This window comes from Bacillus sp. TE8-1, from assembly GCF_008368855.1.
Classification (GTDB): Bacteria; Bacillota; Bacilli; order Bacillales; family Bacillaceae_G; genus Bacillus_A; species Bacillus_A cereus.
The window spans coordinates 70,317-96,055 of sequence record NZ_QPET01000024.1 but is presented as its reverse complement, the minus strand read 5'-3'; the positions used below and the strand labels follow the sequence as shown (position 1 = coordinate 96,055).

Sequence of the window (25,739 nt, the reverse complement as noted above, 5' to 3'; positions counted from 1 at the left end):
GGATGAAGAAACTCCCCATTGATTAAAGTTTCACTTTATGAGAACGATTTCATTCAGTTATTATAACAAGATTATTATTATTTACATAATAAATTGCCTAGAAAAAAGCATCTTGCTACTATTCATAGCAAGATGCCCTCTTTATTCTGGTCTTTTCTTCGTCCACGTTTCTACTACTTCACCAGTATCATTAACATCTAGCACAAGGCTACCATTACTATACCGGTCTTTATTTCGATACGCTTTCGGATCAATCTCTTCTACAATGTTTTTCTCTGTCTTCATGTAAACTAATTCATCGTCCCGAACAATTTCAATACCGACAATGCGGTACGGATTACGTTTTAATTCTTTGAAAATAACAAGACCGCGTTTCGCCCTCGTTGACTTTTCAATTTCTGATGCTTTTAGACGTTTTACAGCACCGCGCTGTGTTACGAGAATAAGTTGATCTTTGTCACCATTTAACGGTTTACCAGAAGCGACATAGTCATCTTCTTTTAAATTAATTGCTTTAACACCAGCAGCTCTTACACCGACTGGACTTACTTCATCTTCATGGAAAATAAGTGCATATGCACCGTGTGTAGCAAGAACAATATCACTCGTTCCATCTGTCGCAAATATATCGACAACTTCATCATCTTTTTTCAAGTTTACAGCAACGAATGCCCTTGAATAACGCTGAACTTTATATTGATTTAATTCTGTTTTCTTTATCATACCATTTCGTGTTACAAATACGATAAATCGTTTTTCTTCCTCAAAGTTCGGTACAACCGTTGCCCAAATGATTGTTTCATCCCGGTCGAGTGAAACGATATTAGCAACGTGCTGACCTAAATCTTTCCAACGAATATCTGGCATTTCGTATACTGGCAGATATATATAGTTTCCTTTATTCGTAAATAAGAGGACTGTCTCTGTCGTATTCGTATCGAATCGTTCAAGTAAGATGTCACCCTCTTTCATACCGAAGTCTTTGCCGTTTGAGGCATTATGTGAGCGCCATCCAGTACGTTTCACATATCCTTCTTTCGTTACAGTAACGATGACATCTTCTTGTGGGATCATCACTTCTACATCGATTTTAATTTCCTCGATTTGATCTTCAATAATCGCGCGTCGATCATCACTATATGTTTTCTTAACTCTCTTTAAATCTGTTTTAATTACTTGAAGTAATCTTTTTTCACTTTGTAAAATTGCCTGTAGCTCAATAATTTTCTTATTAAGCTCATCTGCTTCTTCTTGTAACGCCGTAATGTCTGTATTTGTTAAGCGATATAATTGCAAGGAAACAATTGCTTCTGCCTGTGCTTCTGTAAAGCCAAATTTTGCACTTAAATTATCTTTCGCGTTACGTTTATCTTTTGAAGCTCGAATTGTCTCAATTACTTGGTCTAAAATCGATAATGCTTTCTTTAAACCTTCTACAATATGTTGACGATTTTCTGCTTTTCTTAATTCATATTGCGAACGTCTCGTAATAACCTCTTTTTGATGTCCAATATAAGCATCTAAAATTTTCGGTAATGTCATAAGTGTTGGACGACGATTATTGATCGCTACCATATTAAAGTTATATGGAATTTGCAAATCTGTATTTTTATATAAATAATTTAAAATACCTTCGGAGTTTGCTTCTTTCTTTAATTCAACAACAATTCGTAAACCAGTACGATCTGTCTCATCACGCACTTCAGCAATACCATCTAACTTTTTATCTAGACGTAATTCATCCATTTTCTTTACAAGGTTTGCCTTATTCACTTCGTAAGGAATTTCAGTGATTACAATTTGTTGTTTCCCACCGCGCACTGTTTCAACTTCTGCTTTTCCGCGAATAATAATTTTACCTTTACCTGTTTCATACGCCTTTTTAATACCATCAATCCCCTGAATAATACCGCCTGTTGGGAAATCTGGTCCTTTCATAACTGTTAATAAATCGTCAACAGTACTATTTGGCTTATCGATACGCATCATTGTAGCATCAATAACTTCTCCAAGATGATGCGGAGGAATTTCTGTTGCATAACCAGCGGAAATCCCTGTAGATCCGTTCACTAATAAATTCGGGAACGCTGCTGGTAATACAACTGGTTCTTCACTCGTATCATCAAAGTTTGACACGAATTCAACTGTTTCTTTATCAAGATCACGTAATAATTCAGATGCGATTGGTGATAAACGAGCTTCCGTATAACGCATCGCTGCCGCTGGGTCCCCATCAACACTACCGTTATTACCATGCATTTCAACTAAAACATTACGTACTTTCCAAGTTTGGCTTAAGCGTACCATTGCTTCATATACAGAGGAATCTCCATGTGGATGATAATTACCGATAACATTACCTACTGTTTTAGCTGATTTACGAAACGCTTTATCATGTACATTACCTTCTACATACATAGAATATAAAATACGTCTTTGTACTGGCTTTAAGCCATCACGTGCATCTGGAAGTGCACGATCTTGAATAATATATTTACTATAACGTGCAAAGCGATCACCTAACACGTCTTCAAGCGGGAGGTCATGAAACTTCTCTGCTTGCATGTTATTCCACCTCCGTCTCCATAATCATTTCATTTTCTAAAATATTTCCTTCTTCTTGCATACCAAACTGTACATTACGTTCAATCCATTTACGGCGCGGTTCTACTTTATCGCCCATTAATGTTGTAACGCGACGCTCTGCTCTTGCTGCATCATCAATTTTCACGCGAATTAATGTACGCGTTTCAGGATTCATTGTTGTTTCCCATAATTGATCCGCATTCATTTCACCAAGTCCTTTATAACGTTGTAACATATAGCCTTTTCCAACTTTTTTCGTTACACCGTCTAATTCCTCATCTGACCAAGCGTATTCAATTACCTCACTCTTACCTTTTCCTTTACTTACTTTGTATAAAGGAGGAAGTGCGATAAATACTTTACCAGCTTCGATAAGTGGCTTCATATATCTGTAGAAGAACGTTAATAACAATACTTGAATATGAGCCCCATCCGTATCGGCATCGGTCATAATTACAACTTTATCGTAGTTAATATCTTCAACATCAAATTCATTTCCTACACCGCCGCCAATCGCATAAATGATTGTATTAATCTCTTCATTTTTAAAGATATCAGCAAGCTTTGCTTTTTCTGTATTAATTACTTTACCACGTAACGGTAATACGGCCTGGAAACGTCGGTCTCGTCCTTGTTTCGCAGAACCACCGGCAGAGTCACCCTCTACTAGGTACAGTTCATTTTTTTGCGGGTTACGTGATTGTGCAGGTGTTAATTTCCCGCTTAACGTACCTTCTGATTTTTTCTTTTTCTTACCACTACGCGCTTCTTCTCTTGCTTTACGGGCTGCTTCACGGGCTTGTGCTGCTTTAATTGCTTTTCTCACAAGAAGTGTAGCTACATCAGGGTTTTCTTCTAAAAAGTATGCTAAATGCTCAGATACAATGGCATCAATTGAAGAACGCGCTTCACTTGTACCTAGTTTCCCCTTCGTTTGCCCTTCAAACTGAAGCACTTCTTCTGGTACACGTACCGAAACGATAGCCGCTACACCTTCACGAATATCTGTACCTTCTAAGTTTTTATCTTTTTCTTTTAATAGTGCTACTTTACGAGCATACTCGTTAAACACACGCGTCATCGCTGTTTTAAATCCAGCTTCGTGTGTTCCACCATCTTTTGTACGTACGTTATTTACAAACGAAAGAATATTTTCTGAGTAACCATCATTAAACTGGAATGCTAGTTCTGCTTCAATCCCGTTTTGTTCACCAGTGAAATATACAACCGGATGAATTGAATCTTTTTCTTCGTTTAAATATGAAACGAAAGCTTCGATTCCTGTTTCATAATGAAATATATCTTCTAAATCATTACGTTCATCTTTTATCGAGATTTTCATTCCTTTTAATAAGAATGCAGATTCACGTAATCTCTCACATAATGTTTCATAATTGTAATTTGTCGTGCTGAAAATCGTTGTATCTGGTTTGAAATGCATCGTAGTACCAGACTCTTTCGTCTTCCCGATTTTCTCAAGCGTCGTTACAGGAACACCGCCATTTTCAAAGCGTTGTTCGTAAATATTTCCGTCACGCTTAATCGTTACGACTAACCATTCTGATAAGGCATTTACAACCGATGCCCCAACACCGTGCAAACCACCACTCGTTTTGTAACCACCTTGACCAAACTTACCACCTGCATGAAGTACAGTTAAAATAACTTCAGGTGTAGGTTTCCCAAGTTTATGCATTCCCGTAGGCATTCCTCGCCCTTTATCTATAACGCTAATACTATTATCTTTATGTATTACGACTGAAATTTCGTCGCCAAATCCCGCTAACGCTTCGTCAACGGAGTTATCTACTATTTCATATACTAAATGATGCAATCCACGGCTATCCGTACTCCCGATATACATACCCGGGCGTTTTCGAACGGCTTCAAGTCCTTCTAACACTTGAATCGCATCTTCATTATATTGGAACTGATGCTTCGCCAAACTCCTTGCCCCTTTCCTAATCCAAAATCAGAACATATGTTTCTATTATAGAATAACGCCTCGACTATAGTTTTGGCAAGTTATCTTATCTCTTTTATATACCATCTTCAATAGAAAAATCCTTGTTTTCTCACAAGGATTCCTCTAGGCTACTATTTCAGAAAAATAATCGTTTGTCAACGAGAAATGGATATGTATTCCAAGATTACACATTCCAAACCTTTATTATGATCCAAATGATCAAGATCCAAAATGGGATTACAAATAACAATCCCCAAAAACAGCCTTTAAAAAATCTCATGATGAACACCTCGTTCATCGGCCCTACTTATCTATAATGAGGGCTGAATCAATCTTTCTACCTTTAAATCTATACTATTTTGTCATCGCATGTTCTACTTTAATACAACGATCCATTATTACAGTATAGTCTTTTTCTTTTAAAAGTTTATATGTATCCTCATCTTGTACTCCTAATTGTGCCCAAAAAACATCTGCATCAATCTCTACAAATTCTTTTGCAACATCCATTAAAAACTCTGAGCGACGAAATACATTTACAATGTCAACGTGTTCCTTAATATCCTTTAGTGAAGAAACTGCCTTTTCTCCGAGCACCTCATCTACTGTTGGATTAACTGGAATAATGCGGTATCCAGCATCTTGCATTGCTTTTGAAACCATATACGATGTACGTTCTGGCTTATCTGATAATCCAACAACCGCAATTGTTTTGCTTTTCTTTAACACTTCACCAATTTCCGTACGAGTTGGGTTTTCAATTGTCATAATTAATCCCTCCTATTCCTTTAGTATAGCCGATAAAGAAAGTCTCTTTCAATATGAAAGAGACTTTCTTTTATTTCGATTATTGATTCTTTGTAGCTGAATTATCTGCTAAAGTAGCCGATTTCGTCATTTTTTGACCGTTACGGTAGAATGTAACTTCTACTTTCTCGCCTACTTTTTTCTTTTCATATAAATATTTACGGAATTGAAGAGCATTCTCTACTTTTTGATTATCTAATGCTACTACAATATCATATTGCTCTAAACCAGCTTTTTCAGCTGGTGATATTGGGTAAATTTTACCTAATACAACGCCGTTTGTTACTTCTTTCGGTACTTTCAATTGATTGACTGCATAAGCTTGCACATCTTCTAGTGAAACAACACCTACTCCAAGAGCTGGACGTTTTACTACTCCATCTTTTTCAAGAGATTCAATAACTGGTTTTGCGATGTTAATTGGAATAGCAAATCCAATTCCTTCAACTTCTTGTTGTGCAATTTTACTTGAATTAATCCCAATTATTTCACCATTTTGGTTAAATAATGCACCACCACTATTACCTGGATTAATCGCTGCATCCGTTTGAATAACTTGTGCTTGCCAATCTGGTCGTTTATCCCCATCAATATCAACCGGAATTTCGCGTTCTTTACTACTGATTATACCTTCCGTTACACTTCCATCAAATCCAAGTGGATTACCGATTGCAATGGCTTTTTCACCCGCACGAAGTTTACTTGAATCACCTAAAGTGGCAACTTTATTTACATTAGATCCATCAATTTCAACAACCGCTAAGTCTAACCAAGGGTCCTTACCAACTAATTTCGCATCAACTTGCTTTCCGTCGCTCAGCTTCACAGCAAGTTTATTTGCTCCATCTACTACGTGGTTGTTTGTTACAATATATGCTTTATTTCCTGCTTTTTTATAAATAACACCTGATCCTGAACCGGCTTGTTGTTCTTGACCTGTCGGTTGCATTGCAAATGGATCAACACTTTGTTGCATATTAATAACACCTACAACAACATCTTTCGCCCCTTCAATCATACCAGGTAAATCAGTTTCATTTTTCGCTTTATTTACAACAGGAACTACAGTACCTTCTACTTTTGAATCCGAACTAAATGATGATACTGGTGCTCCATTATTTTGAGCCCATGGCATATATGGTGCTGCAAAACTAATCGAAACCGCTCCGACTACAGCTCCCACTAAACCTGTGAAGAAATAGCCTTTTTTACTACCTGATTTTCTCACTTCTCTCGTTTCACTATGCTCTTCATTTAAATTTGGTCCGTCGTAATATCCCATGTTTTATTTCCCCTCTCTGGTGAATTCGTATTTTCAGTATAGTCACGTTTTGTGTCCTTCTTGTGAACTCATCGTGAAATCCAATTTAAAAAATACACTTATCTAACATTGTAGACAAAAAAAGTATTTTTTGTACATTTTACCTTCAAAAGAGAGTATAAAATTACCATTTCCCTAGGCTAAATTACACAAATCGTTCTAGATTATTCTTCAAATTTATAACCAACTCGAATAACAGTACCGATATGCTTCGCTTTATCTCCTAGCTTATTTCGAAGTTTTTTAATATGGGTATCAACCGTTCGGTCATCACCGTAATAGTCATATCCCCATAACTGGTCTAATAAATGTTGACGTGATAACACAATTCCTTTGTTCTCCATTAAATACACAAGAAGTTCAAATTCTTTATGTGTCAATATAATTTCTTCTCCATCTACTAAAACAGTTCTAGATAGACGATTCACTTCTATTCCAGCTAAAGACATAGCATTTTCTTCCGCTACTCCTACCGCACCATCCGCACGTTTCAATAACGTCTTTGCGCGAGCTACTAATACTTTCGGGCTAAATGGTTTCGTTACATACTCGTCTGCACCTAATTCGAAACCTAGCAATGTATCATCCTCATCCGAACGTGCTGTCAACATAATAATTGGTACTGCTGATTCTTTTCTAATTCTTCTACAAACAGACCATCCATCTATTTCCGGTAACATAATATCTAACATAATTAAATCAATTTCATGCTCTGCAAATAACTCTAACGCTTTTTTTCCATCTTCTGCTTCGATTACTTCAAAGCCTTCATTACGAAAATAATCACTAACAATTTCACGTAATCTTCTTTCATCTTCAACAAGCAATACTGTTTTATTCATATAATCTATCCCGCCTTTTTACTCTTTCAATCGAATAATACGTTGATTGGAGCTTCCGCGAAATGGAAGTGTTAAATCTTTTTCCTCAATTTCAAACCTTCCATCGACTAAAACATCCCCATAATGTAACAACTCTATCATATCATTATTTTGAGAACTCTGTATCTCTTCTAACGTATAACCTGTATACATCCATAGGTTTTTTTTCAAATCTTTCACGATTTTTGCTACCATTTTCACTTCAGCAGCTTGAAAAAATGGATCTCCACCTGAAAATGTTACATCAGTTAATGGATTACTTGCAATCTCTTTCACAATTTCTTCTACTGTCATTTCCGTTCCGTTGCAAATATTCCACGATTTCGGATTGTGGCAACCAACGCAACGATGCGGACAGCCCGCAAAAAACACGACTGTCCGCAATCCTTCTCCATCTACTACACTATCATGAATAATATTCATCACTTTCATTTATGTTTCACCCGATCTATCTCTTCACTACGTTTCGCACTATTCCACTTTGACATATCTCCTACAAGATAGCCTGTTATACGGCGAATTCTTTCTATATTAGCCTCATCTTCATTCCCGCAACTTGGACATTCATTCCCAATAACCCCGTGATAACTACAGCACTTACAACGGTCAACAGGATGATTAATTGAACCGTATCCAACGCCATGTTCTGCCATGGCTTGTACAATTTGTTTTAATGCCTTTTTGTTATGCATTGCTGCTCCGTCTAGTTCAATATAAGTAATATGTCCCCCGTTACATAGAGCATGAAACGGGCCTTCTAAACGGATTTTATTTATCGCTTGAATGTTATAATAAACTGGAATATGGAATGAATTCGTATAGTAATTATGGTTCGTTATACCGCTAATCACGCCAAATTCTTTTCTATCTTTTTTCACAAACTTCCCTGATAATCCTTCTGCTGGAGTTGCAATTACTGAGAAATTCAGTTGATGTTCTTCTGTCGCTTTATCCATTCTATCTCTCATAAAGGAAATAATTTCATACCCAAGTTTCCATGATTCTTCATCTTCCCCATGATGCTTTCCTGTTAAAGCTACTAAACATTCCGCAAGACCGATAAAACCAATACTTAACGTCCCTTGTTTTAAAATCGAGGCTACGGAGTCTTCAGGCTGCAACGTTTCTCCACCACGCCATACACCTTGTGAATATAAAAACTGAAAATCTCTTGCTCGCTTCTTACATTGATACGCAAATCTTTCTAATAACTGCTTAATTCCTAAATCTAAATAATAGTTTAGCGCTTCAAAAAACGCTTCTTTTGAACCACTAATTAACGCTAATTTCACTAAATTAATAGACGTAAATGATAAATTCCCTCTACCAATCGCTGTTTCTTCTCCATGTATATTAGACATAACACGGGTACGACATCCCATGTAACATACTTCACTTTCTGGTCTTCCATCATAATGTACTGCATTAAACGGAGCATCTAAAAATGAAAAGTTAGGGAACAATCGTTCAGCCGTTGTCTCTAATGCTAATTCAAATAAATCGTAGTTCGGATCACTTTCTTCAAAATTCACACCTTTTTTCATCTTGAAAATTTGAATCGGAAAAATCGGTGTCTCCCCTTTACCAAGTCCAGCTTGTGTCGCTTTTAAAAGTTGTTTAATTAACATTCTTCCTTCTTTTGATGTATCTGTTCCATAATTAATAGAAATAAACGGTACTTGTCCTCCGCCCCTACTATGCATACTATTCGAATTATGAACGAAAGCCTCACACGCTTGATACGTATCATTTTCCGTTTCTTCCCATGTAAATTCTTCTATTTGTTCTTTCGTAAGCGGATATGATTGTAATCGTTTTTTATGTCTCTCAATTGTTTTTCGTACATAAGGTGCTAAATCAATATCAAAGAGTGCAAACGATTGACCACCATGCTGCATATTTTGATTCGCTTGAAAAATAATAGACGAAAGAGCCAATGCACTTTTAATGTCTTGCGGTTGTCTCATATGTCCATGTCCAGTATGAAAACCATTAGCAAGCATTTGCGCTAACGGAATTTGTGAACAAGTCGTCGTTCCTGTTGCATAAAAATCTAAATCATGTGGATATAATATATTTTCATTTATGGCTTTTTTCACTTGATCTGACAATAAATTCTCAACAGCATAATATTTTGCACTCTCAGATGCGAACGTTCCCATTACGCCCATTGGAGAGCGGCCGTCTACATTTGCATTTTCTTGCATCAAATCTTGTTCATTGCCGTGGACTATTGTCTCAAACACTTTCATTAATTCTTCTTCTCCACGTGTATTATTTTGTAACATTTATAACCCTCCACCAATATGTTGTTATCTTTTGATTAAAATGTTACTACATATAGTCTTACTGTTTCTGTGAGAAATGTAACATTACTGTGAAATTTTTTTCACGAAATAATGAATTTTTCATTTACAAAAAAGAAATGTGCTCTTTACAAATGTATGGTACAATATACGGGAAAAACTCTTTTTACCCTTTATCAACACATTTGAATAAAGGAGACTGAACTTATGGTTACTACATATCTTTTATTTATCGTTGCCTACTTACTTGGCTCGATTCCATTTGCACTAGTTGTTGGAAAAATCGGCTACGGAATCGATATTCGTGAGCACGGGAGCGGTAATCTAGGCGGAACAAACACATTCCGCACATTAGGGAAAAAAGCAGGTTTTACCGTTACAATTGCTGACATTTTAAAAGGGACATTAGCAACAAGTCTACCAATGATTTTCGGGTTAGATATTCATCCACTATGGTTCGGGTTAGCGGCTGTTCTTGGACATGTCTATCCAATCTTCGCGAAATTCCGCGGTGGTAAAGCAGTTGCAACTTCTGCTGGGGTGCTATTATGCTATTCACCAGTTGTTTTTGCAATATTGGCTGTTGTATTTTTCACCCTTTTATTTACAACAAGATACGTATCACTTTCTTCTATGGTAACAGCAGTTGTTGCTGTTATTGCATCCATTGTTAGCGGGGATAAAATCTTCATTATTGCGATGTGTTTATTAGCAGGTATGGTTATTTATAAACACCGTGCAAATATCGGACGAATTATAAATAAAACTGAACCAAAAGCAAACTTTTCAAAAAAGCAAAAATAAGATCGTAACCCACATAACGCAAAAAGAAAACGTGAAGCATATTAATAGCGTCTTTTTGCGTTATTTTTTATACTAAAGAAAAAGCAACATAATTTGGAGGAACTATACATGAATCTTTCCGTAACAAAAGAAGCAGCACAATGGTATAAAACTGAATTAAACTTACAATCAAATGAAACACTACGCTTTTTCGTACAATACGGTGGTTGCAGTACTGTGCAAAAAGGACTTTCTTTAGGTATTCGTAAAGATGATCCTGCACATCCTGCTGTTCAAATTCAAGAAGAAGGTATTAATTTCTTTATTGAAGGCGATGATGAATGGTTCTTCGATGGACATAATTTATCTGTTACACTTAACGAAGGTGACGACTTCCCACAATTTAATTATGAAAAATAAAAAAACGTGGCTTCTGCCACGCTTTTTTATTTTTTCTTAATTTCCTCATATTTCGCATACCACTCAGGATATAACTTTTTAAATGATACAGGGCGGAACCCTTCTTTTTTCGCACAAATATTCGTTGTGCTTGCAGTAATACACAGTTCACCATCACCATTATATATTTCATATCCATATACAACGCGAAGTGGGCTCACAGTATCTACCCATGTTTTTACGATTGCTTTTTCTCCGTAACGCATCGCTTTACGGTATGAAATTTGTAAATCTAACACAGGAGAAATAATTCCTTCTTTCTCCATTTCAACATATGAAAAACCTAAATCTTGTATAAGTTTCGTGCGACCTAACTCAAGCCACACTAAGTAGTTTGAATGGTAAACAACACCCATTTGATCTGTTTCCGCATAACGGATTTCAACTTCATGTTCTGCTACAAACATATGTATTCGCCTTCTTTCACTTCTGCTACCTTGCATACATTTAATCATAATACAGTGACATCAAAAATAAAATAAAAATAGTGAATCTTTTCCCGAAAGGAGCCAGCATATGATTCAAATTGTAACGGTTCGTAGTGGTGATAGCGTATATAGCTTGGCATCAAAATATGGATCAACACCTGACGAAATAGTAAAAGACAATGGATTAAATCCAGCTGAAACGCTCGTTGTTGGTCAGGCACTTATCGTTAATACGAAAGGGAATAATTATTATGTACAGCCTGGTGACAGCCTATATCGAATTTCTCAAACATATAATGTCCCCCTCGCTAGTTTAGCTAAAGTTAATAATTTATCTTTAAAATCTATTCTCCATGTCGGACAACAATTATATGTACCAAAAGGCACAAAACGAGCTGTAGAATCCATCGCTTATTTACAACCTTCAACTATACCGATTAAAGAGAGTTTAGTTAATGCGACACGCGCCATCAATCCATTTTTAACATACTTAGCCTATTTTAGTTTTGAGGCAAAAAGAGATGGCACATTAAAAGAACCTACTGAAACAGCTAAAATTGCTAATATTGCAACGCAAGGTAAAACAATCCCTATGCTCGTTATTACAAATATTGAAAATGGTAATTTCAGTGCCGATCTAACATCAGTTATTTTACGCGACGCAACGATTCAAAACAAATTTATTACTAACATTTTGCAAACAGCTCAAAAATATGGCATGCGAGACATTCATTTCGATTTCGAGAGTGTAGCACCTGAAGACCGCGAGGCGTATAATCGCTTTTTACGAAATGTAAAAACACGCTTACCTAGCGGGTACACATTGAGCACAACTCTCGTACCGAAAACAAGTTCAAATCAAAAGGGAAAATTTTTCGAAGCTCACGATTATAAAGCGCAAGGGCAAATTGTTGATTTCGTCGTCATTATGACATATGACTGGGGATGGCAAGGCGGTCCACCGATGGCGATTTCTCCTATCGGTCCAGTGAAAGAAGTACTTCAATATGCAAAATCTCAAATGCCTCCACAAAAAATTATGATGGGGCAAAATTTATACGGGTTTGATTGGAAGCTTCCATTTAAACAAGGAAATCCACCCGCAAAAGCAATTAGCTCTGTCGCAGCTGTTGCACTAGCTCGTAAATATAATGTCCCTATTCGTTATGATTTCACAGCCCAAGCTCCTCATTTTAATTATTTTGATGAAAACGGCGTGCAACACGAAGTTTGGTTTGAAGATTCACGGTCTGTTCAAAGTAAATTCAATTTAATGAAAGAACAAGGTATAGGTGGTATTAGTTACTGGAAAATCGGTTTACCATTCCCACAAAATTGGCGTTTACTCGTTGAAAATTTTACGATTACGAAAAAGGGCTGACAAAAGTCAGCCCTTTTTGTACATTTTGTTAAGATTCATCTTTGATTTCACTTTTTAATGAGTCAATACTTTCTAAACGTCTTTGATTTTTTGCTTCAATAGCAGCACGATCTTTTTCATTAGAAAGTTCCGCTGTTTCTTTTGCTTCATTAAAGTTATCAACTGTATTTTGCACCATTTCTTGTAACTTTTCAGCGTTGTCACTTCGATTATCTGGATTTGGCATGTACTTCCCTCCTAATATTGTATATACACACCATCTTAAATTATCTATCTTTCCTCAAATTTATACATAAAAAAGGAGAATGTAATATTCTCCTTTTCTTTAACCATTATCAACAATCGGTTGTTTACCTGTTTGATCTTGCATTTGCTTTCCTTTATTTCCACCAGCTTTTTTCGATTGTGTTCCAATATGATTTGGTGCAAAGTCTTTTGAATTTTTTTTCGGATTACCCATTACTATCGCCTCCTTAACACTAGTATCGTACTAGTGTTAAGAATTATTCAGCTTGCTTAAAAAGTTTCATTTCATAACGTTTTTCAATGCGCTCTTCAATGCGATCAATTGCATCACGATCGCTTAATAATTGTTGTTTATTTTCATTTACAAGTTCTTCAAACGATTTACGGCGACTTCTTCTCATGTTGTTCACCCTCTCTCCTTCGCTTTCTTATTACATAGTATGAGCAAACAAAAAACTCTTTAATCAGATTTGCAAGAAAATTTTATGTTTTAGTACTCCTAAAAAAACTCCGTGTACAATATATTGCACACGGAGTTTTTTATACCATAATATTTAAATACTCTTTCAACTTTTCATCTGCATTCATTTCATTTTCTTTATAATCATGAAGCGCCTGTAATACAAAATCATACTGCTCTAAAATATAACTTTCTAATTTCATAACATCCTCTAAGCTATTAAGCATAATTCTCGTATTACCAACTTCACTTTTTAACGCCGGTTCACATTTTAAACTTGTACATATTTCTTTCACATCTTCTTCTAATATCTCTGTTAATACATATTTCTTTCGCCCTTTTACCTTTACTCTCATAACTGGATAAAAAGCTTTTATATCTAAATAACTTCCTACGTTCATACAACGTAGCCATTCTACATTACGTTTATTACGTGCAAGCATTTCTTTCACCGCTTCGTATACTACGATTTCATCAAGTGAGACCTTATTTACTTTTCTCTGTCCTTCTTCTTCAATAGCTGCACACTTTTGATAAACAGCAGCACACGTAATGCAATCGTCAAATGCATTATGAGAGCTTAAACGAATTCCAAGCATTCGCTTTAACGTTTCAAGTTTATGATTAGGCGCCTGCTTCATGTATTTCTTCGCTAAAAATACAGTATCAATTACTTTATTTTTAGGTTCAGGTAGCCCTAGCATATTTACATTACTTTTCAAAAAGCGCATATCAAAAGAAGCATTATGGGCCACAATAACATTTGTATGTAAAAATGCTAAAAATAAAGGTAATACCTCTTCAATCGTCGGTGCATCTGAAACACGATAATTGGTAATACCGGTTAAACTCGTTATTCGGTCCGGAATTGGCCGCTCTGGATTCACGTATGAAACAAATTGATCTACCAGTTCATGATTACGATATTTCACCGCTGCAACTTGAATAATTTTATCATTATAAGGGTTAAATCCTGTTGTTTCAAAATCAATTACAACATAATCTAACGGTAAGGATACATTCCCCACTCCATACACTCCTTTATCTCTAAACGATTATATTTCTTACATCATATCATGAAGTTATTACTACTTGAAAAAGAAAAGGCAGAAATGGGAACTCTCCACCTCTACCTTTTCACCATTATTTTAATTTAGCAACCCTTTTCTCCATCTCTTTTTGCGTCATCGGCCCAATAAACTTATCTTGAATGACACCTTTTGTATCTATAAAATACGAAGTTGGAATCGTAATTACTTTATACGCTGTTGTCACATCAATGTTCTTGTCCAATAAAATAGGAAAAGTAATTCCTTTTTCTTTAGCAAAATTGCTTACCTTTTCTTCCCCCCCACCTTTTTCTGAAGGCGTATAGTTGATTGCTAAAATTTCTACGTTTTCTTTATGTTCTTTATAGAAAGCCTCCATATCCGGCATTTCTTGTTGGCAAGGTCCACACCACGTTGCCCAAAAGTTTAAAATCACTTTCTTTCCTTTTAAATCTGATAGCTTTACATTCGTTCCATCTAACTTCGTTAATTCGAAGTCTGGCGCACTCTTCCCTATTTCAATACCATTCCTTGCGATAATCTCTTTCATCGCAGCTTCACTTTTTTCTTGCTTCACTTTTACCGCCTGCTCTTTATTACCAAACTGTTCATAAGCTGCGTATCCCGCTAAACAAAGTAACACTACAATAATCGTAAGCTTCCGCCACATTTTATATCACCCTAACGTATTATCTTCTTTTAACACATTCATCAAAATACTATATACCTTATTTTAGCTTATACGGACAAGCTTGGAAATATTCAGAGTCGAAATAATTAGAATATTCTTATTTAAAGTGTAATTTTTTCCTTTTTATCATATAATTAGAAAAACAGATGAAGTGTTGTTTATCTTCTTATGGGCCCATTCACCTTTTTACTTTCGTACTTATATAAACTTCAACAAAAGGGGGATTTTTTATGAATTCATTCGAAAAAATAACATTATATATTCTTAGTTTTCTTTTATACCCAATCGGTATTATTACATGGATCATTTCACTCTTTAGTAACGATCTTGAAAAAAAGAACATAGGGCGTATTTGTCTTTACATCTCTCTAGTCTCATTCGTCCTTTTCTTAATCCTTGGAATTGCAACTTTCCTTATGACTGCTACTTTTAACGTAGATCTAAATCATTCAGAATCTATCCAATATCAAATAAATGATGTTGAATAAAGATAAGGTCACTGCTCTTATCTTTATTCACATCTCTTTCAAAATGAATGACTATTTATTAATTCTTCAGGACTTCCACATGCAACAATACTTCCTTCTCTCATTATGACAACACGATCCGCTAGTATCACTTTCTCTACATCATGTGTTGCCACAATTCTCGTTACATCTCTTCCTAGTCCTTCAATCATATTCCAAACAGTTTCTTGATTACTCGGATCTAACCCCGCAGTCGGTTCATCTAAAATAATAAGATTCGGATTTGAACCAATTGCTCGTAATAATGCAAGACGTTTTCTTTCGCCTCCTGAAAACTCTTCACCGCTTTTATGTAGCACAGTTTGACTCCCTTCAGGTAACCCTCTAATAATCGGCGTTGCATTTATAAGTTCACTATTTTTTTCTAACTGATTTTCTAAACCCTCTTCCCCGAAATACATATTCTCTTTTACTGTCGTCCGAAAGAAACGAGGTTCTTGCCACACTGTAGTCATTCGAGCCTTTTGACCATAATAAACAACACTACCGTTAGATGGTTTATACAAACCTGTCATTAATTTTAAAAGTGTTGTTTTTCCTGCACCACTTTCTCCGACAATGATAACGAATTCACCAGGATTAATTTGCAAATCAATATTATTAATTCTACATTTCTCTTCTTCACTCTCCTGAAATGAAACATTTGTTATTATCATCCCCATCGCTCTTTCTACATTACTATCTGCCACTCTTTTATCTAAAAAGGAAAAAACTCTATTTGCCGAAGCGACTGCAACTTGTGTCATCATTAATAAATCGCCCACGTAACGGACTGAGAAAAAGAGCATTTCAATTGTAGCTAACACTGCAACAAGTGAACCAACTTCCATTTCCCCTTTCATTATTTTTTGTGCGCCTACAATGAGAACAACGATATATGCTCCTGTTTCAATCACTGTTCCAACTACTCCAATGCAATGTTGCATCATCGTCTTCTTTACTTCCGATTTATAAGATTGTGCCGTTACTCCTTTAAATAAGCGAATGGCCCATTTTTCTTTTTGTACACTACGTAAATCTTGTATACCCTTTACAAACTGTGACACCATCTCTACAACACTCGATTGATTTTTTTGAGCAATGCTTGCAATATCCCTTACCTTTTCTCCCATCAGTATTGGAACAATTGCACTGAAAAATAAAAACGGAGTTACCCACAATATAAACTGTATATCTATATGTTGTAGTGCTATGAAAGCTCCAATAAATTGGGCAATAGCGTGTATATACTCTATTAATATAGAACCATATAATCTGACCCAGTTCGGAATATCAGATACGACCAAAGTTTCTAACTCCCCTTGCTTAATCTTCTCACTCTCTTCAAACGGTAATGAGAAATAGTGACGCAATAATTCTATACGTTTCGTTTGTAATATACGTTGACTCGCTTTTGAACTTATATAATCAAATAAAAGATTGTTCGCCCACATTAAAAAACGACTACCCGCAAACAAAGCTATATATAAATACGCACCTTTTAGCTCTCTTTGAATAAGATTGTCTACAATTAATCCCATGAAAATTGGGCGTGATAAATTTAAAATGGCAGCAATTATCCCACTACATACAGCTGCTATTACTAATATTTTCTCTTGTCGTAACGGCAACAATATTCTTTTATACTCTGTCATGACGTTTCCTCCATTTTTATAGTAAAAAGAAAGGGATGAAACCAAATGGTTTCATCCCTTTCCATAAAATAAGGAAGCTAACTATTGTTAGCTTCCTTATTGTTCATTTCAATTATTTAGTTCGACACTTTTGATTCTTCAATTTTCTCACGAAGAACCATTTGCAGAATACCACCGTGACGGTAGTAATCAATTTCAACTTCACTATCGAAACGAGCTACTACTTCAAATGGTTTTTCGTTGCCATCTAAATCAGTTGCAACTACTTTTACAAGATCACGTGGTCTAACTGATTTGTCGATTTGAATTTCAAATGACTCGTTACCAACAAGACCTAACGTTTCAGCACTTTCGCCATCTTTAAATTGAAGTGGTAATACACCCATTAACACTAAGTTACTGCGGTGAATACGTTCGAAGCTTTCTGCGATTACTGCTTTAATACCTAATAAGTTAGTACCTTTCGCAGCCCAGTCACGAGAACTTCCCATACCATAATCTTTACCAGCAACAACTAGAAGACCTGTGCCATCTTCTTTATATTTCATAGCAGCATCATAGATTGATGTTACTTCACCAGTCGGCCAGTATGTTGTATATCCGCCTTCTGTTCCTGGTGCAATTTGGTTTTTAATACGGATGTTCGCGAATGTACCACGCATCATAACTTCATGGTTACCACGACGAGAACCGTAAGAGTTAAAGTCAACTGGTTGTACGCCGTTTTCTAATAAGTAGCGTCCAGCTGGTGTGTGCTTACCGATTGAACCTGCTGGTGAAATGTGGTCTGTCGTTACAGAGTCACCAAATTTACCAACTACACGTAAGCCTGATAACGTTTCAACTTCACCTGGTTCTTTAGATAAACCTTCAAAGAATGGTGGGTTTTGAATGTATGTTGAATCATTATCCCAAGTATATAAAGCTTCGTTTGAAGTTTGGATTTCATTCCAACGCTCATTGCTGTTAAATACTTGTGCATATTCTTTCTTGAACAGTTCAGATGTAACAACGCTTTGAACTACATCTTCAATTTCTTTAGCTGATGGCCAAATATCGTTGAAGTAAACAGCATTGCCATTTGCATCTTTACCGATTTCATCATTTTTCAGGTCAATATCAACAGTACCTGCAAGTGCATATGCCACAACAAGTGGTGGTGATGCTAAGTAGTTTGCTTTTACAAGTGGATGAATACGACCTTCAAAGTTACGGTTACCAGATAAAACAGATGTTACTAGTAAGTCGTTTGCTGCGATTGCTTCTTCTAATTCTGGCGCTAATGGACCAGAGTTACCGATACAAGTCGTACAGCCGTAACCAACTGTTTGGAAACCTAATTGATCTAAATATGTTGTTAAACCAGACTTATCTAAGTACTCTGTAACAACTTTAGATCCTGGTGCTAATGATGTTTTTACATACTCAGGTACTACAAGTCCTTTTTCAATTGCTTTCTTCGCAACTAGACCTGCTCCAATTAATACGTATGGGTTTGATGTATTTGTACAGCTTGTAATTGCTGCGATTGCAATTGCACCTGTTTTCATCGTTACTTCTTTATCTTCTAATGTAACCTTCACTTCTTTATCGAACTCTTGCTCATTAAATCCAAGTCCTTGTGTTCCAACTGGTGCTACAACAGCTTTATGGAACGCATCTTTCATATCTGAAAGTGGAATTAAATCTTGTGGGCGTTTCGGTCCAGAAAGGTTAGATTCAATTGTATTTAAATCAATTTCAACAAGATCAGTATAGATTGGATCTTTACTGTCTGCTGTATAGAATAAACCGTTCGCTTTACAGTATTCTTCAACAACGCGAATTTGTTCTTCATCTCTACCTGTTAAACGTAAGTATTCTAATGAAATATCATCGATTGGGAAGAATCCACAAGTTGCGCCGTATTCTGGTGCCATATTTGAAATTGTTGCACGGTCAGCTAAAGGCATGCTCTTTAGTCCATTACCGAAGAACTCAACAAATTTACCAACTACACCTTTTTGACGTAATACTTGTGTTACTTTTAATGCAACGTCTGTCGCTGTAGTACCACTTGGAAGTGTACCAGTTAATTTCACACCGATTACTTCAGGTACTGGGAAGTATGAAGGCTGTCCAAGCATTCCTGCTTCTGCTTCAATACCACCAACGCCCCATCCAAGAACGCCGATACCGTTAATCATTGTTGTATGTGAGTCTGTTCCAACTAATGAATCTGGGTATGCAACTAAGTCACCTTCAGCATTTTTCACAGCATGAACAACTGGTGCTAAATATTCAAGGTTTACTTGGTGTACAATACCTGTAGCTGGTGGAACCGCACGGTAGTTATCAAATGATTTCTGTGCCCAGCTTAAAAATTTATAACGTTCTTCATTACGTTTAAACTCTAAGTCCATGTTGAATGCAAGCGCGTCTGCCGTACCCGCTCTATCAACCTGTACAGAGTGGTCAATTACAAGGTCTACAGTAATTTCAGGATTAATTTTGTCAGGATCTCCGCCCATGTCTGCCATTGCTTTACGAAGCGAAGCCAAATCAACAACAGCTGGAACACCAGTGAAATCTTGTAAAATTACACGAGATGGTTTAAATGGAACATCGATATCTTGAACATCTTTCGTTCCCCATTTCGCTAAATTTGTAACATGCTCTTCTGTGATTACACGTCCGTCTACTTGACGAAGTACTGATTCAAGTAAAACTTTCACGGAATATGGTAATTGAGATACGTTGCCAACCCCTGCATTTTCAAGCGCTTTCAAATCATAATAATGATACGTTTTTCCATCTACTTCAAAAGTTGCACGTGATTGAAATGGATTATGTTTGACCATTATGTTTCCCCCCTGTTAAACGTGACTAAGTTGTCTGAATATAAAATGTAGACAAACTTTTCAATACCTTACGATAATATCTTATTACAACTTTCTAAATAAGTAAATAATAAGAAACTTATAGATTATCATAAGTTTTCTTTATGTTTCTAAATTTGAATAGCTTTCATGCTCCTTATGAATACTATTATCATAAAGTAAAGTGCTCTATCCGCGGTTTACTTACAGTTCGTACATACTATGAACTGCTCATCATTCAACATACAAAAAATGTTATAGAGGTGAAATAAAATGGGTAAAAGAAAAGCAAATCATACTATTTCAGGAATGAATGCTGCATCTGCACAAGGACAAGGAACTGGTTACAATGAAGAATTTGCAAACGAGCCTTTAACTCCAGCAGAGCGACAAAATAATAAGAAACGTAAAAAGAACCAGTAAAGAAAAAATCCCAAAAGGTCTATTTTCCTTTTGGGATTTTTTCTAATGTTTATAACGTAGTAATTCCGAAACCGTTACAAATCGATAGCCCTGCTTTTTCAGTTCAGGTAAAATTTTTGCTAGTGCCGCTACCGTTTGACTACGATCATTTCCTCCATCATGTAACAATACAATATCGCCACTTTTAGCATTTTTCACTACATGATTTACAATGGATTCAACCCCTGGATTTGCCCAATCACGTGGATCTTGATGCCACGACCATAGAACAGTTTGATAACCAGCTTCTTTCGCTGTTTTAAATACAGCGTCGTTAATATATCCGCCAGGAGGACGGAATAACAAAGGTTCTTTCACCCATTTTTCAAAAAATTTCTTTCCATCTAAAATATCATTTTCTAATTTTTCATCTGATGAATTACTCGCATACAAATGATTCATCGTATGATTTCCAATTTCATGTCCCTCTTTTAACACTTGTTTCACTAAATATGGATTGCGCTGAACTCGAAATCCAATCATAAAAAATGTCGCTTCAGCCTTATATTGACGTAATAAATCTAAAACTTGTGGTGTATACGTTGGATCTGGTCCATCATCAAATGTAATTGCAATAATTTTTTCATTATTAGGTACTTCCCATGTTACATAACCAGTTGGTTCTAACTCTTTTCTGAGCAACATTTTCGCTTCCACTTTTTCCACTTGAAATATATGTACTGCACATAGCAAAGAAAAAACTAATAGAAAAATTTTCTGTTTTAGCATAACGTTTACTAAAGCAGCAAGGTTGTCGAATAAACAACAACCTCATTTACTTTTCTAATTGATCTACATTTCGCATTATATTTTGGAGATTATTTTCATATTGCTCAAGTTGTGGACGTTGTGTTTCTGAAGCTACCTCTAGTGCATTTTGAATTTGTTCATATGCTTCCTGAACCTCTTGGCGTAATTCTTTTAAATCATGACCGTAGTTTGGATCATTTTTCACAATGTTGTTAAATGCATTTTCTGCTTGTGTAACGCCTTGCTGCGCTGCTTGAAACGCTTGTTGTTTATCTTTATGATATGGCATTATATAATCCCCTTTCTGTAATAGTTAGTCCCAATTATCTTTACCTTTTTTTCTAAAAACATTCTCGTATAAATTTGCAAACTTCTCTCATTCTAAAGAGGAAGAGGAGGTGTCACATACAATGGGAAAAAACAATCGTGAAGCGAAAGAAAAAAAAGGACAACCTGAACCATTAAGCGGATCTCATAAAGTAAAAAACCGTAACCATTCACGCCAAAAACATCATGCGCATCATGATATGTAAAACAAAAAGTGCACACTAGCTATCTTTTCCACATACAATGTTTATATTTTTCCATTTATTCTTCACCCCTAATTCATTCATGCATAACATAGTATGAATTGAGATTTTACGGAGGGTGTCTTACATGGGCAAGAAAAAGAAGGATTGTCTTTTTCATGTTGATGGTTTCGAAGAATGGATGGATCAATTTTGTTCTGACTCTTGTAGTAACTTTAGTTTCCCAAATCAAATTCATATTGACCTTTGCGAAACGGAACAAGAATACATTTTGGAAACAGATGTACCAAATGTAACTGAACAAAATGTAGTCATTAAAAAGATGAAGACAGGCCTAACCATTTGCATACTTCATAATAATATTTCTTTACAGCGGATCATTCCTTTACCCGATAATATTATTTATAAGAAGATGCTAGCCTGCTTAGAAAATGGATATTTAGCCATTCATATTTCCAAAAATGAAGTTGCTGATAAGCATGAAATGAAAGTTCTTTTTTCAAATTAAGAGTTAATATAATACACACTAAGCCCCAGTTGGTTACTGGGGCTTATGTTATTTCGCATGCATTTCTATATTAGAATTTCTATCATATCTTTTTTTCGATAAACCTTTTGTAACTAAAAGCACAGGAAATGCCACAGTTGAAAATATAGCTAGTGCTGAAAATACTGCAAACCCATTTTGGTACCCGTAGTAATCGAGAAGTACTCCTCCAAACCACGGACCTATTACTGCTCCAATTCCCGAAAAACCCATCGCACCGAAGTATGTTCCTTTTAGATGCGCAACAGCAATATCATCAATAAATACATCCGTCATCGAAAACATTAAGACTTCTCCAATTGTAAAAATAATTGTACAAACGGCAGCACCTAGCATAGATTCTACTATTCCAAAGCCAAATAATCCCCCGCTCACAAATAAAGTCCCAACCATAATTGATGTTAACGGTGTATACTTTTTGCACATTTGAATAACAGGGTATTGGATAATCACTACAACAATTGCATTTAAAGCGAGCATATATGAGAATAGCTTCACCCCATCCTCAAATATATGTGCATTTGCAAAATATTGAGATACTGTCGTCGTTAAATGTGAAAAACCGCAATTACTCAAAATAATACCGACTAAAGCAACTAAAAATACTATATCTTTTCGCAATATACGCATTGCATTTAACATTGTAACAGGTTTTTCTGTACTCACTTTCTTTTTTTCCATTGGATACTTCTTAAATTGGAACGCTAATATAGCTGTATATAGAATATATACCCCAGCTGCTACTAAAAAAGGAATTGTTGATTTTGCACTTCCAATCTGTAATCCAACAATTGGTCCAATAGCAACTCCAACATTTATTGCACCGTATCGTAAGTTATAGACGAGTAACCGATACTCAGGCTTTGTTAAATCTGATAATAATGCTCTTGATGTTGGCTCAAAAAACGACCTACATAATCCATTTAAAGCGTTTAATAAAAAGAAACTTAAAACATGATCCGCAAGTGAAAAACCTATAAACACAAAAATCCAAACGATCATGGACCAGAGCATAATTGTTTTCCGGCCAAATCGATCTGATAAATTCCCTCCGATAAAACTAGCAAAAACACCAACAAGTGCACTCGTTCCGATAATAGCACCAGTCATTCCAGCTGATACACCTTTAACAGTCGTTAAATAAATCGCTAAAAAAGGGATACTCATTGAAGTTGCAAACCTAGCAAACAATGTCCCTAAAATAATACTCATTCCAAGCGGATGAATATGCTGTAGCTTCCCCTTCATCGTTAAACCTACTCTCTCTATTTTCACAAAAAAAAGAAAGCAAAGGATCTGCTTTCTTTTCCTTTTTCTATACTTGAGCTGTTGATACCCGAGTTGTTCTCGTTATGTCCATATCAATTCCATATGTGAACTGTAATTCTTTACACACATCTTTAATTAAGATTGCGACATTATACTTTTCATTAAATTGTAAAACTATGTTTTCTACTTCTTCATATGTATACTTATATTCCCCTGTAATGACACTTTTTAGATCAAAGCATTCGTTAATACAAAGTTGTACAAGTAGCTGGTCATATTTCTCTATTACATCTTCTTTCTTCCAAAGTAACTCTTTTACATATAACCGATCAAACTTCACACTTTCTCGATTACAATCCGTTAAAATCCGGGTCATTTCATTTAATTCTCGATATAATTCAGAAATATTTCTGCTTAAACTAAGCAGTTTATCTACGCCGTTTTCATATAACATATTCATTCCACCCCCGCATTTTCTTTTTCTTATTATAGCAAGAAAATTCTAAAAATAGTTTCTTTCTTCTGAAATATTAGGAAACTAATTTCAATTGCTTTACAATGAAACTAGTTAATGCGGGAGGAGAAAGAAAATTGGAGCACAAATTATATTACACTGACGCTTATAAGCAAGACTTTACTACTAAAATTATAAAGCAAGATTATGATAAAGACGGTAACTTATACGTTGTTTTGAATGAAACAGCATTTTATCCGACAGGTGGCGGACAACCATATGATACTGGTACATTAAATGATATCAATGTAATCAATGTAGAAGAGATAAACGGAGAAATTCGTCACTACATTGCAGAACAATTACATACAGAAGACGTAGAAGGTAAAATCAATTGGGATCGCCGTTTTGATCATATGCAACAACATGCAGCTCAGCACATTTTATCTGCTGCTTTTTGGGACCATTTTAACATGCCTACAATTGGATTCCATCTTGGTAAAGAAACAGTAACAATTGATTTAGAAACAGAAAATCTTCATGCAGAAACGGTTGAAAAAGCAATACAAATTGCAAACAAAATTGTTTTTGAAAACCATCCAATCCGCATCCAGTGGATGAACTTAGAAGAAGCGAAAAGGTTGCCCCTTCGTAAAGAACCGACTATGACAGAAAATATACGCGTTGTTATGATCGAAAACTTTGACTACAACGGCTGTGGTGGAACGCATCCGAAACGAACTGGTGAAGTTGGTCCTATTCAAGTACTAGGATGGGAGCGCAATAAAGGTGGTATACGCTTAACGTTTATCGCTGGTTGGCGTACACTTAAATTAATGGGACAACAGCAACAAATTATGAAAAATGTTTCTAAACAATTAAACAGTAGCGAAACTGATATTCCAGCAAAAGTGGCGCAACTGCTTACTTCTCAAAAAGAAAACGAAAAAGCAATACAAACAATGAATGAAAAATTATTATTTGCAGAGGCAAATGAACTACTTCAACACCCTACGGAAATACATGCCGGCATACTTATTTCTAAAGTATTTACAAATCGTTCTATGCAAGAAATCGCAAAGCTTTCCGCTATTATTACAGAACAACAAGAGCATGCAATTACGTATTTCGTCATCGAAAATGATGACAAACTACAATGTATTCTCGCTTGCGGAAAATCAGTATCGCTCGATATGAATGCTCTTTTAAAAGATGCTCTTCCTACAATCGAAGGAAAAGGTGGCGGAAATAAAAAGAGTGCCCGCGGTGGCGGGAAAGCAATTATGAGTGGAGATGAATTTTTAAATCAGCTTGTTTCTTCTTTACAGTCAGCAGTTTAAAACA

Annotated in this window: 27 protein-coding genes; 8 read left to right on the top strand and 19 right to left on the bottom strand. The window is 35.8% G+C overall.

The window, feature by feature from the left end; translation table 11 throughout:
- Positions 1-141: 141 nt before the first annotated feature.
- From parC to DN404_RS22520, 7 genes are all read right to left on the bottom strand, one after another.
- Positions 142-2,565: a DNA topoisomerase IV subunit A gene (gene parC, locus DN404_RS22550; RefSeq protein ID WP_001147470.1), complete on the bottom strand. Its 2,424-nt coding sequence runs from the start codon at positions 2,563-2,565 to the stop codon at positions 142-144.
- A gap of 1 nt (position 2,566) precedes the next feature.
- Entirely contained in the window at positions 2,567-4,531 is a 1,965-nt protein-coding gene (gene parE, locus DN404_RS22545) for a DNA topoisomerase IV subunit B (protein WP_001062199.1), read from the bottom strand.
- A 375-nt stretch (positions 4,532-4,906) separates the two neighbouring features.
- Positions 4,907-5,320, bottom strand: a complete 414-nt coding sequence (locus DN404_RS22540) for a CoA-binding protein (RefSeq protein WP_000151390.1) — start codon at positions 5,318-5,320, stop codon at positions 4,907-4,909.
- Between the two features lie 79 nt (positions 5,321-5,399).
- Positions 5,400-6,641: a S1C family serine protease gene (locus tag DN404_RS22535; RefSeq protein ID WP_000542646.1), complete on the bottom strand. Its 1,242-nt coding sequence runs from the start codon at positions 6,639-6,641 to the stop codon at positions 5,400-5,402.
- A 203-nt stretch (positions 6,642-6,844) separates the two neighbouring features.
- Positions 6,845-7,522 (bottom strand): response regulator transcription factor, encoded by a 678-nt coding sequence (locus tag DN404_RS22530; RefSeq protein ID WP_001044679.1) that lies wholly within the window; start codon positions 7,520-7,522, stop codon positions 6,845-6,847.
- An 18-nt stretch (positions 7,523-7,540) separates the two neighbouring features.
- Positions 7,541-7,993, bottom strand: a complete 453-nt coding sequence (nrdG, locus tag DN404_RS22525; protein ID WP_000867081.1) for an anaerobic ribonucleoside-triphosphate reductase activating protein — start codon at positions 7,991-7,993, stop codon at positions 7,541-7,543.
- Positions 7,990-9,849 (bottom strand): anaerobic ribonucleoside triphosphate reductase, encoded by a 1,860-nt coding sequence (locus DN404_RS22520; protein ID WP_149215486.1) that lies wholly within the window; start codon positions 9,847-9,849, stop codon positions 7,990-7,992. The genes nrdG and DN404_RS22520 overlap by 4 nt, the downstream gene beginning before the upstream one ends.
- Positions 9,850-10,074: 225 nt before the next feature.
- Here DN404_RS22520 and plsY point away from each other — a divergent pair, with 225 nt between their 5' ends.
- Both plsY and DN404_RS22510 read left to right on the top strand, forming a co-directional pair.
- Positions 10,075-10,671 carry a glycerol-3-phosphate 1-O-acyltransferase PlsY gene (gene plsY / locus DN404_RS22515; RefSeq protein WP_000258974.1) on the top strand — a complete coding sequence of 199 codons (597 nt, stop codon included), beginning with the start codon at positions 10,075-10,077 and terminating at the stop codon, positions 10,669-10,671.
- A 108-nt stretch (positions 10,672-10,779) separates the two neighbouring features.
- Positions 10,780-11,070 carry a HesB/YadR/YfhF family protein gene (locus DN404_RS22510; RefSeq protein WP_001054455.1) on the top strand — a complete coding sequence of 97 codons (291 nt, stop codon included), beginning with the start codon at positions 10,780-10,782 and terminating at the stop codon, positions 11,068-11,070.
- Positions 11,071-11,096: 26 nt separating this feature from the next.
- On the opposite strand, the gene DN404_RS22505 is transcribed toward DN404_RS22510, so the two are convergent.
- Positions 11,097-11,516 (bottom strand): acyl-CoA thioesterase, encoded by a 420-nt coding sequence (locus DN404_RS22505; protein WP_000495812.1) that lies wholly within the window; start codon positions 11,514-11,516, stop codon positions 11,097-11,099.
- A 109-nt stretch (positions 11,517-11,625) separates the two neighbouring features.
- Between DN404_RS22505 and DN404_RS22500 the strand changes: the two genes are divergently transcribed.
- Positions 11,626-12,918, top strand: a complete 1,293-nt coding sequence (locus tag DN404_RS22500; RefSeq protein WP_000614858.1) for a glycoside hydrolase family 18 protein — start codon at positions 11,626-11,628, stop codon at positions 12,916-12,918.
- 28 nt (positions 12,919-12,946) lie between these two features.
- On the opposite strand, the gene tlp is transcribed toward DN404_RS22500, so the two are convergent.
- From tlp to DN404_RS22475, 5 genes are all read right to left on the bottom strand, one after another.
- Positions 12,947-13,144 (bottom strand): small acid-soluble spore protein Tlp, encoded by a 198-nt coding sequence (tlp, locus tag DN404_RS22495; protein ID WP_001133511.1) that lies wholly within the window; start codon positions 13,142-13,144, stop codon positions 12,947-12,949.
- A 99-nt stretch (positions 13,145-13,243) separates the two neighbouring features.
- Positions 13,244-13,378: an acid-soluble spore protein SspN gene (gene sspN / locus DN404_RS22490; RefSeq protein ID WP_000527987.1), complete on the bottom strand. Its 135-nt coding sequence runs from the start codon at positions 13,376-13,378 to the stop codon at positions 13,244-13,246.
- Between the two features lie 43 nt (positions 13,379-13,421).
- Entirely contained in the window at positions 13,422-13,565 is a 144-nt protein-coding gene (locus DN404_RS22485; RefSeq protein ID WP_001254699.1) for an FbpB family small basic protein, read from the bottom strand.
- 139 nt (positions 13,566-13,704) lie between these two features.
- The gene (locus DN404_RS22480; protein WP_025710109.1) at positions 13,705-14,652 is read right to left on the bottom strand and encodes a 3'-5' exonuclease; all 948 of its coding nucleotides are present in this window, start codon (positions 14,650-14,652) and stop codon (positions 13,705-13,707) included.
- 115 nt (positions 14,653-14,767) lie between these two features.
- Positions 14,768-15,343: a redoxin domain-containing protein gene (locus DN404_RS22475; protein WP_000269083.1), complete on the bottom strand. Its 576-nt coding sequence runs from the start codon at positions 15,341-15,343 to the stop codon at positions 14,768-14,770.
- Positions 15,344-15,594: 251 nt separating this feature from the next.
- Between DN404_RS22475 and DN404_RS22470 the strand changes: the two genes are divergently transcribed.
- Complete coding sequence (locus DN404_RS22470; protein WP_016123225.1) at positions 15,595-15,852, top strand: hypothetical protein; 258 nt, start codon at positions 15,595-15,597, stop codon at positions 15,850-15,852.
- Between the two features lie 38 nt (positions 15,853-15,890).
- Here DN404_RS22470 and DN404_RS22465 read toward each other — a convergent pair whose 3' ends face one another.
- The gene (locus DN404_RS22465; protein WP_149215485.1) at positions 15,891-17,525 is read right to left on the bottom strand and encodes an ABC transporter ATP-binding protein; all 1,635 of its coding nucleotides are present in this window, start codon (positions 17,523-17,525) and stop codon (positions 15,891-15,893) included.
- A 116-nt stretch (positions 17,526-17,641) separates the two neighbouring features.
- Positions 17,642-20,365 (bottom strand): aconitate hydratase AcnA, encoded by a 2,724-nt coding sequence (gene acnA / locus DN404_RS22460; RefSeq protein WP_149215484.1) that lies wholly within the window; start codon positions 20,363-20,365, stop codon positions 17,642-17,644.
- Between the two features lie 291 nt (positions 20,366-20,656).
- On the opposite strand from acnA, the gene sspO reads away from it, so the two are divergent.
- Complete coding sequence (sspO, locus tag DN404_RS22455) at positions 20,657-20,806, top strand: acid-soluble spore protein SspO (RefSeq protein ID WP_000518057.1); 150 nt, start codon at positions 20,657-20,659, stop codon at positions 20,804-20,806.
- Positions 20,807-20,848: 42 nt separating this feature from the next.
- Here the strand turns inward: sspO and pdaB are convergent, their stop codons facing one another.
- Together pdaB and DN404_RS22445 are read right to left on the bottom strand one after the other, a co-directional pair.
- The gene (gene pdaB, locus DN404_RS22450; RefSeq protein WP_061665781.1) at positions 20,849-21,574 is read right to left on the bottom strand and encodes a polysaccharide deacetylase family sporulation protein PdaB; all 726 of its coding nucleotides are present in this window, start codon (positions 21,572-21,574) and stop codon (positions 20,849-20,851) included.
- A gap of 46 nt (positions 21,575-21,620) precedes the next feature.
- The gene (locus tag DN404_RS22445) at positions 21,621-21,884 is read right to left on the bottom strand and encodes a hypothetical protein (RefSeq protein WP_001146295.1); all 264 of its coding nucleotides are present in this window, start codon (positions 21,882-21,884) and stop codon (positions 21,621-21,623) included.
- 121 nt (positions 21,885-22,005) lie between these two features.
- On the opposite strand from DN404_RS22445, the gene DN404_RS22440 reads away from it, so the two are divergent.
- The gene (locus tag DN404_RS22440) at positions 22,006-22,128 is read left to right on the top strand and encodes a small acid-soluble spore protein P (RefSeq protein ID WP_000517649.1); all 123 of its coding nucleotides are present in this window, start codon (positions 22,006-22,008) and stop codon (positions 22,126-22,128) included.
- Positions 22,129-22,252: 124 nt separating this feature from the next.
- Complete coding sequence (locus DN404_RS22435) at positions 22,253-22,633, top strand: Hsp20/alpha crystallin family protein (protein WP_000516749.1); 381 nt, start codon at positions 22,253-22,255, stop codon at positions 22,631-22,633.
- A 48-nt stretch (positions 22,634-22,681) separates the two neighbouring features.
- On the opposite strand, the gene DN404_RS22430 is transcribed toward DN404_RS22435, so the two are convergent.
- Both DN404_RS22430 and DN404_RS22425 read right to left on the bottom strand, forming a co-directional pair.
- Positions 22,682-23,920 (bottom strand): MDR family MFS transporter, encoded by a 1,239-nt coding sequence (locus DN404_RS22430; protein WP_000676812.1) that lies wholly within the window; start codon positions 23,918-23,920, stop codon positions 22,682-22,684.
- Between the two features lie 67 nt (positions 23,921-23,987).
- A complete protein-coding gene (locus DN404_RS22425; protein ID WP_000965149.1) occupies positions 23,988-24,395 on the bottom strand; it encodes a hypothetical protein in 408 nt (135 codons plus the stop codon).
- A 137-nt stretch (positions 24,396-24,532) separates the two neighbouring features.
- Between DN404_RS22425 and DN404_RS22420 the strand changes: the two genes are divergently transcribed.
- Entirely contained in the window at positions 24,533-25,735 is a 1,203-nt protein-coding gene (locus DN404_RS22420) for an alanyl-tRNA editing protein (protein WP_006927344.1), read from the top strand.
- Positions 25,736-25,739 lie beyond the last annotated feature (4 nt).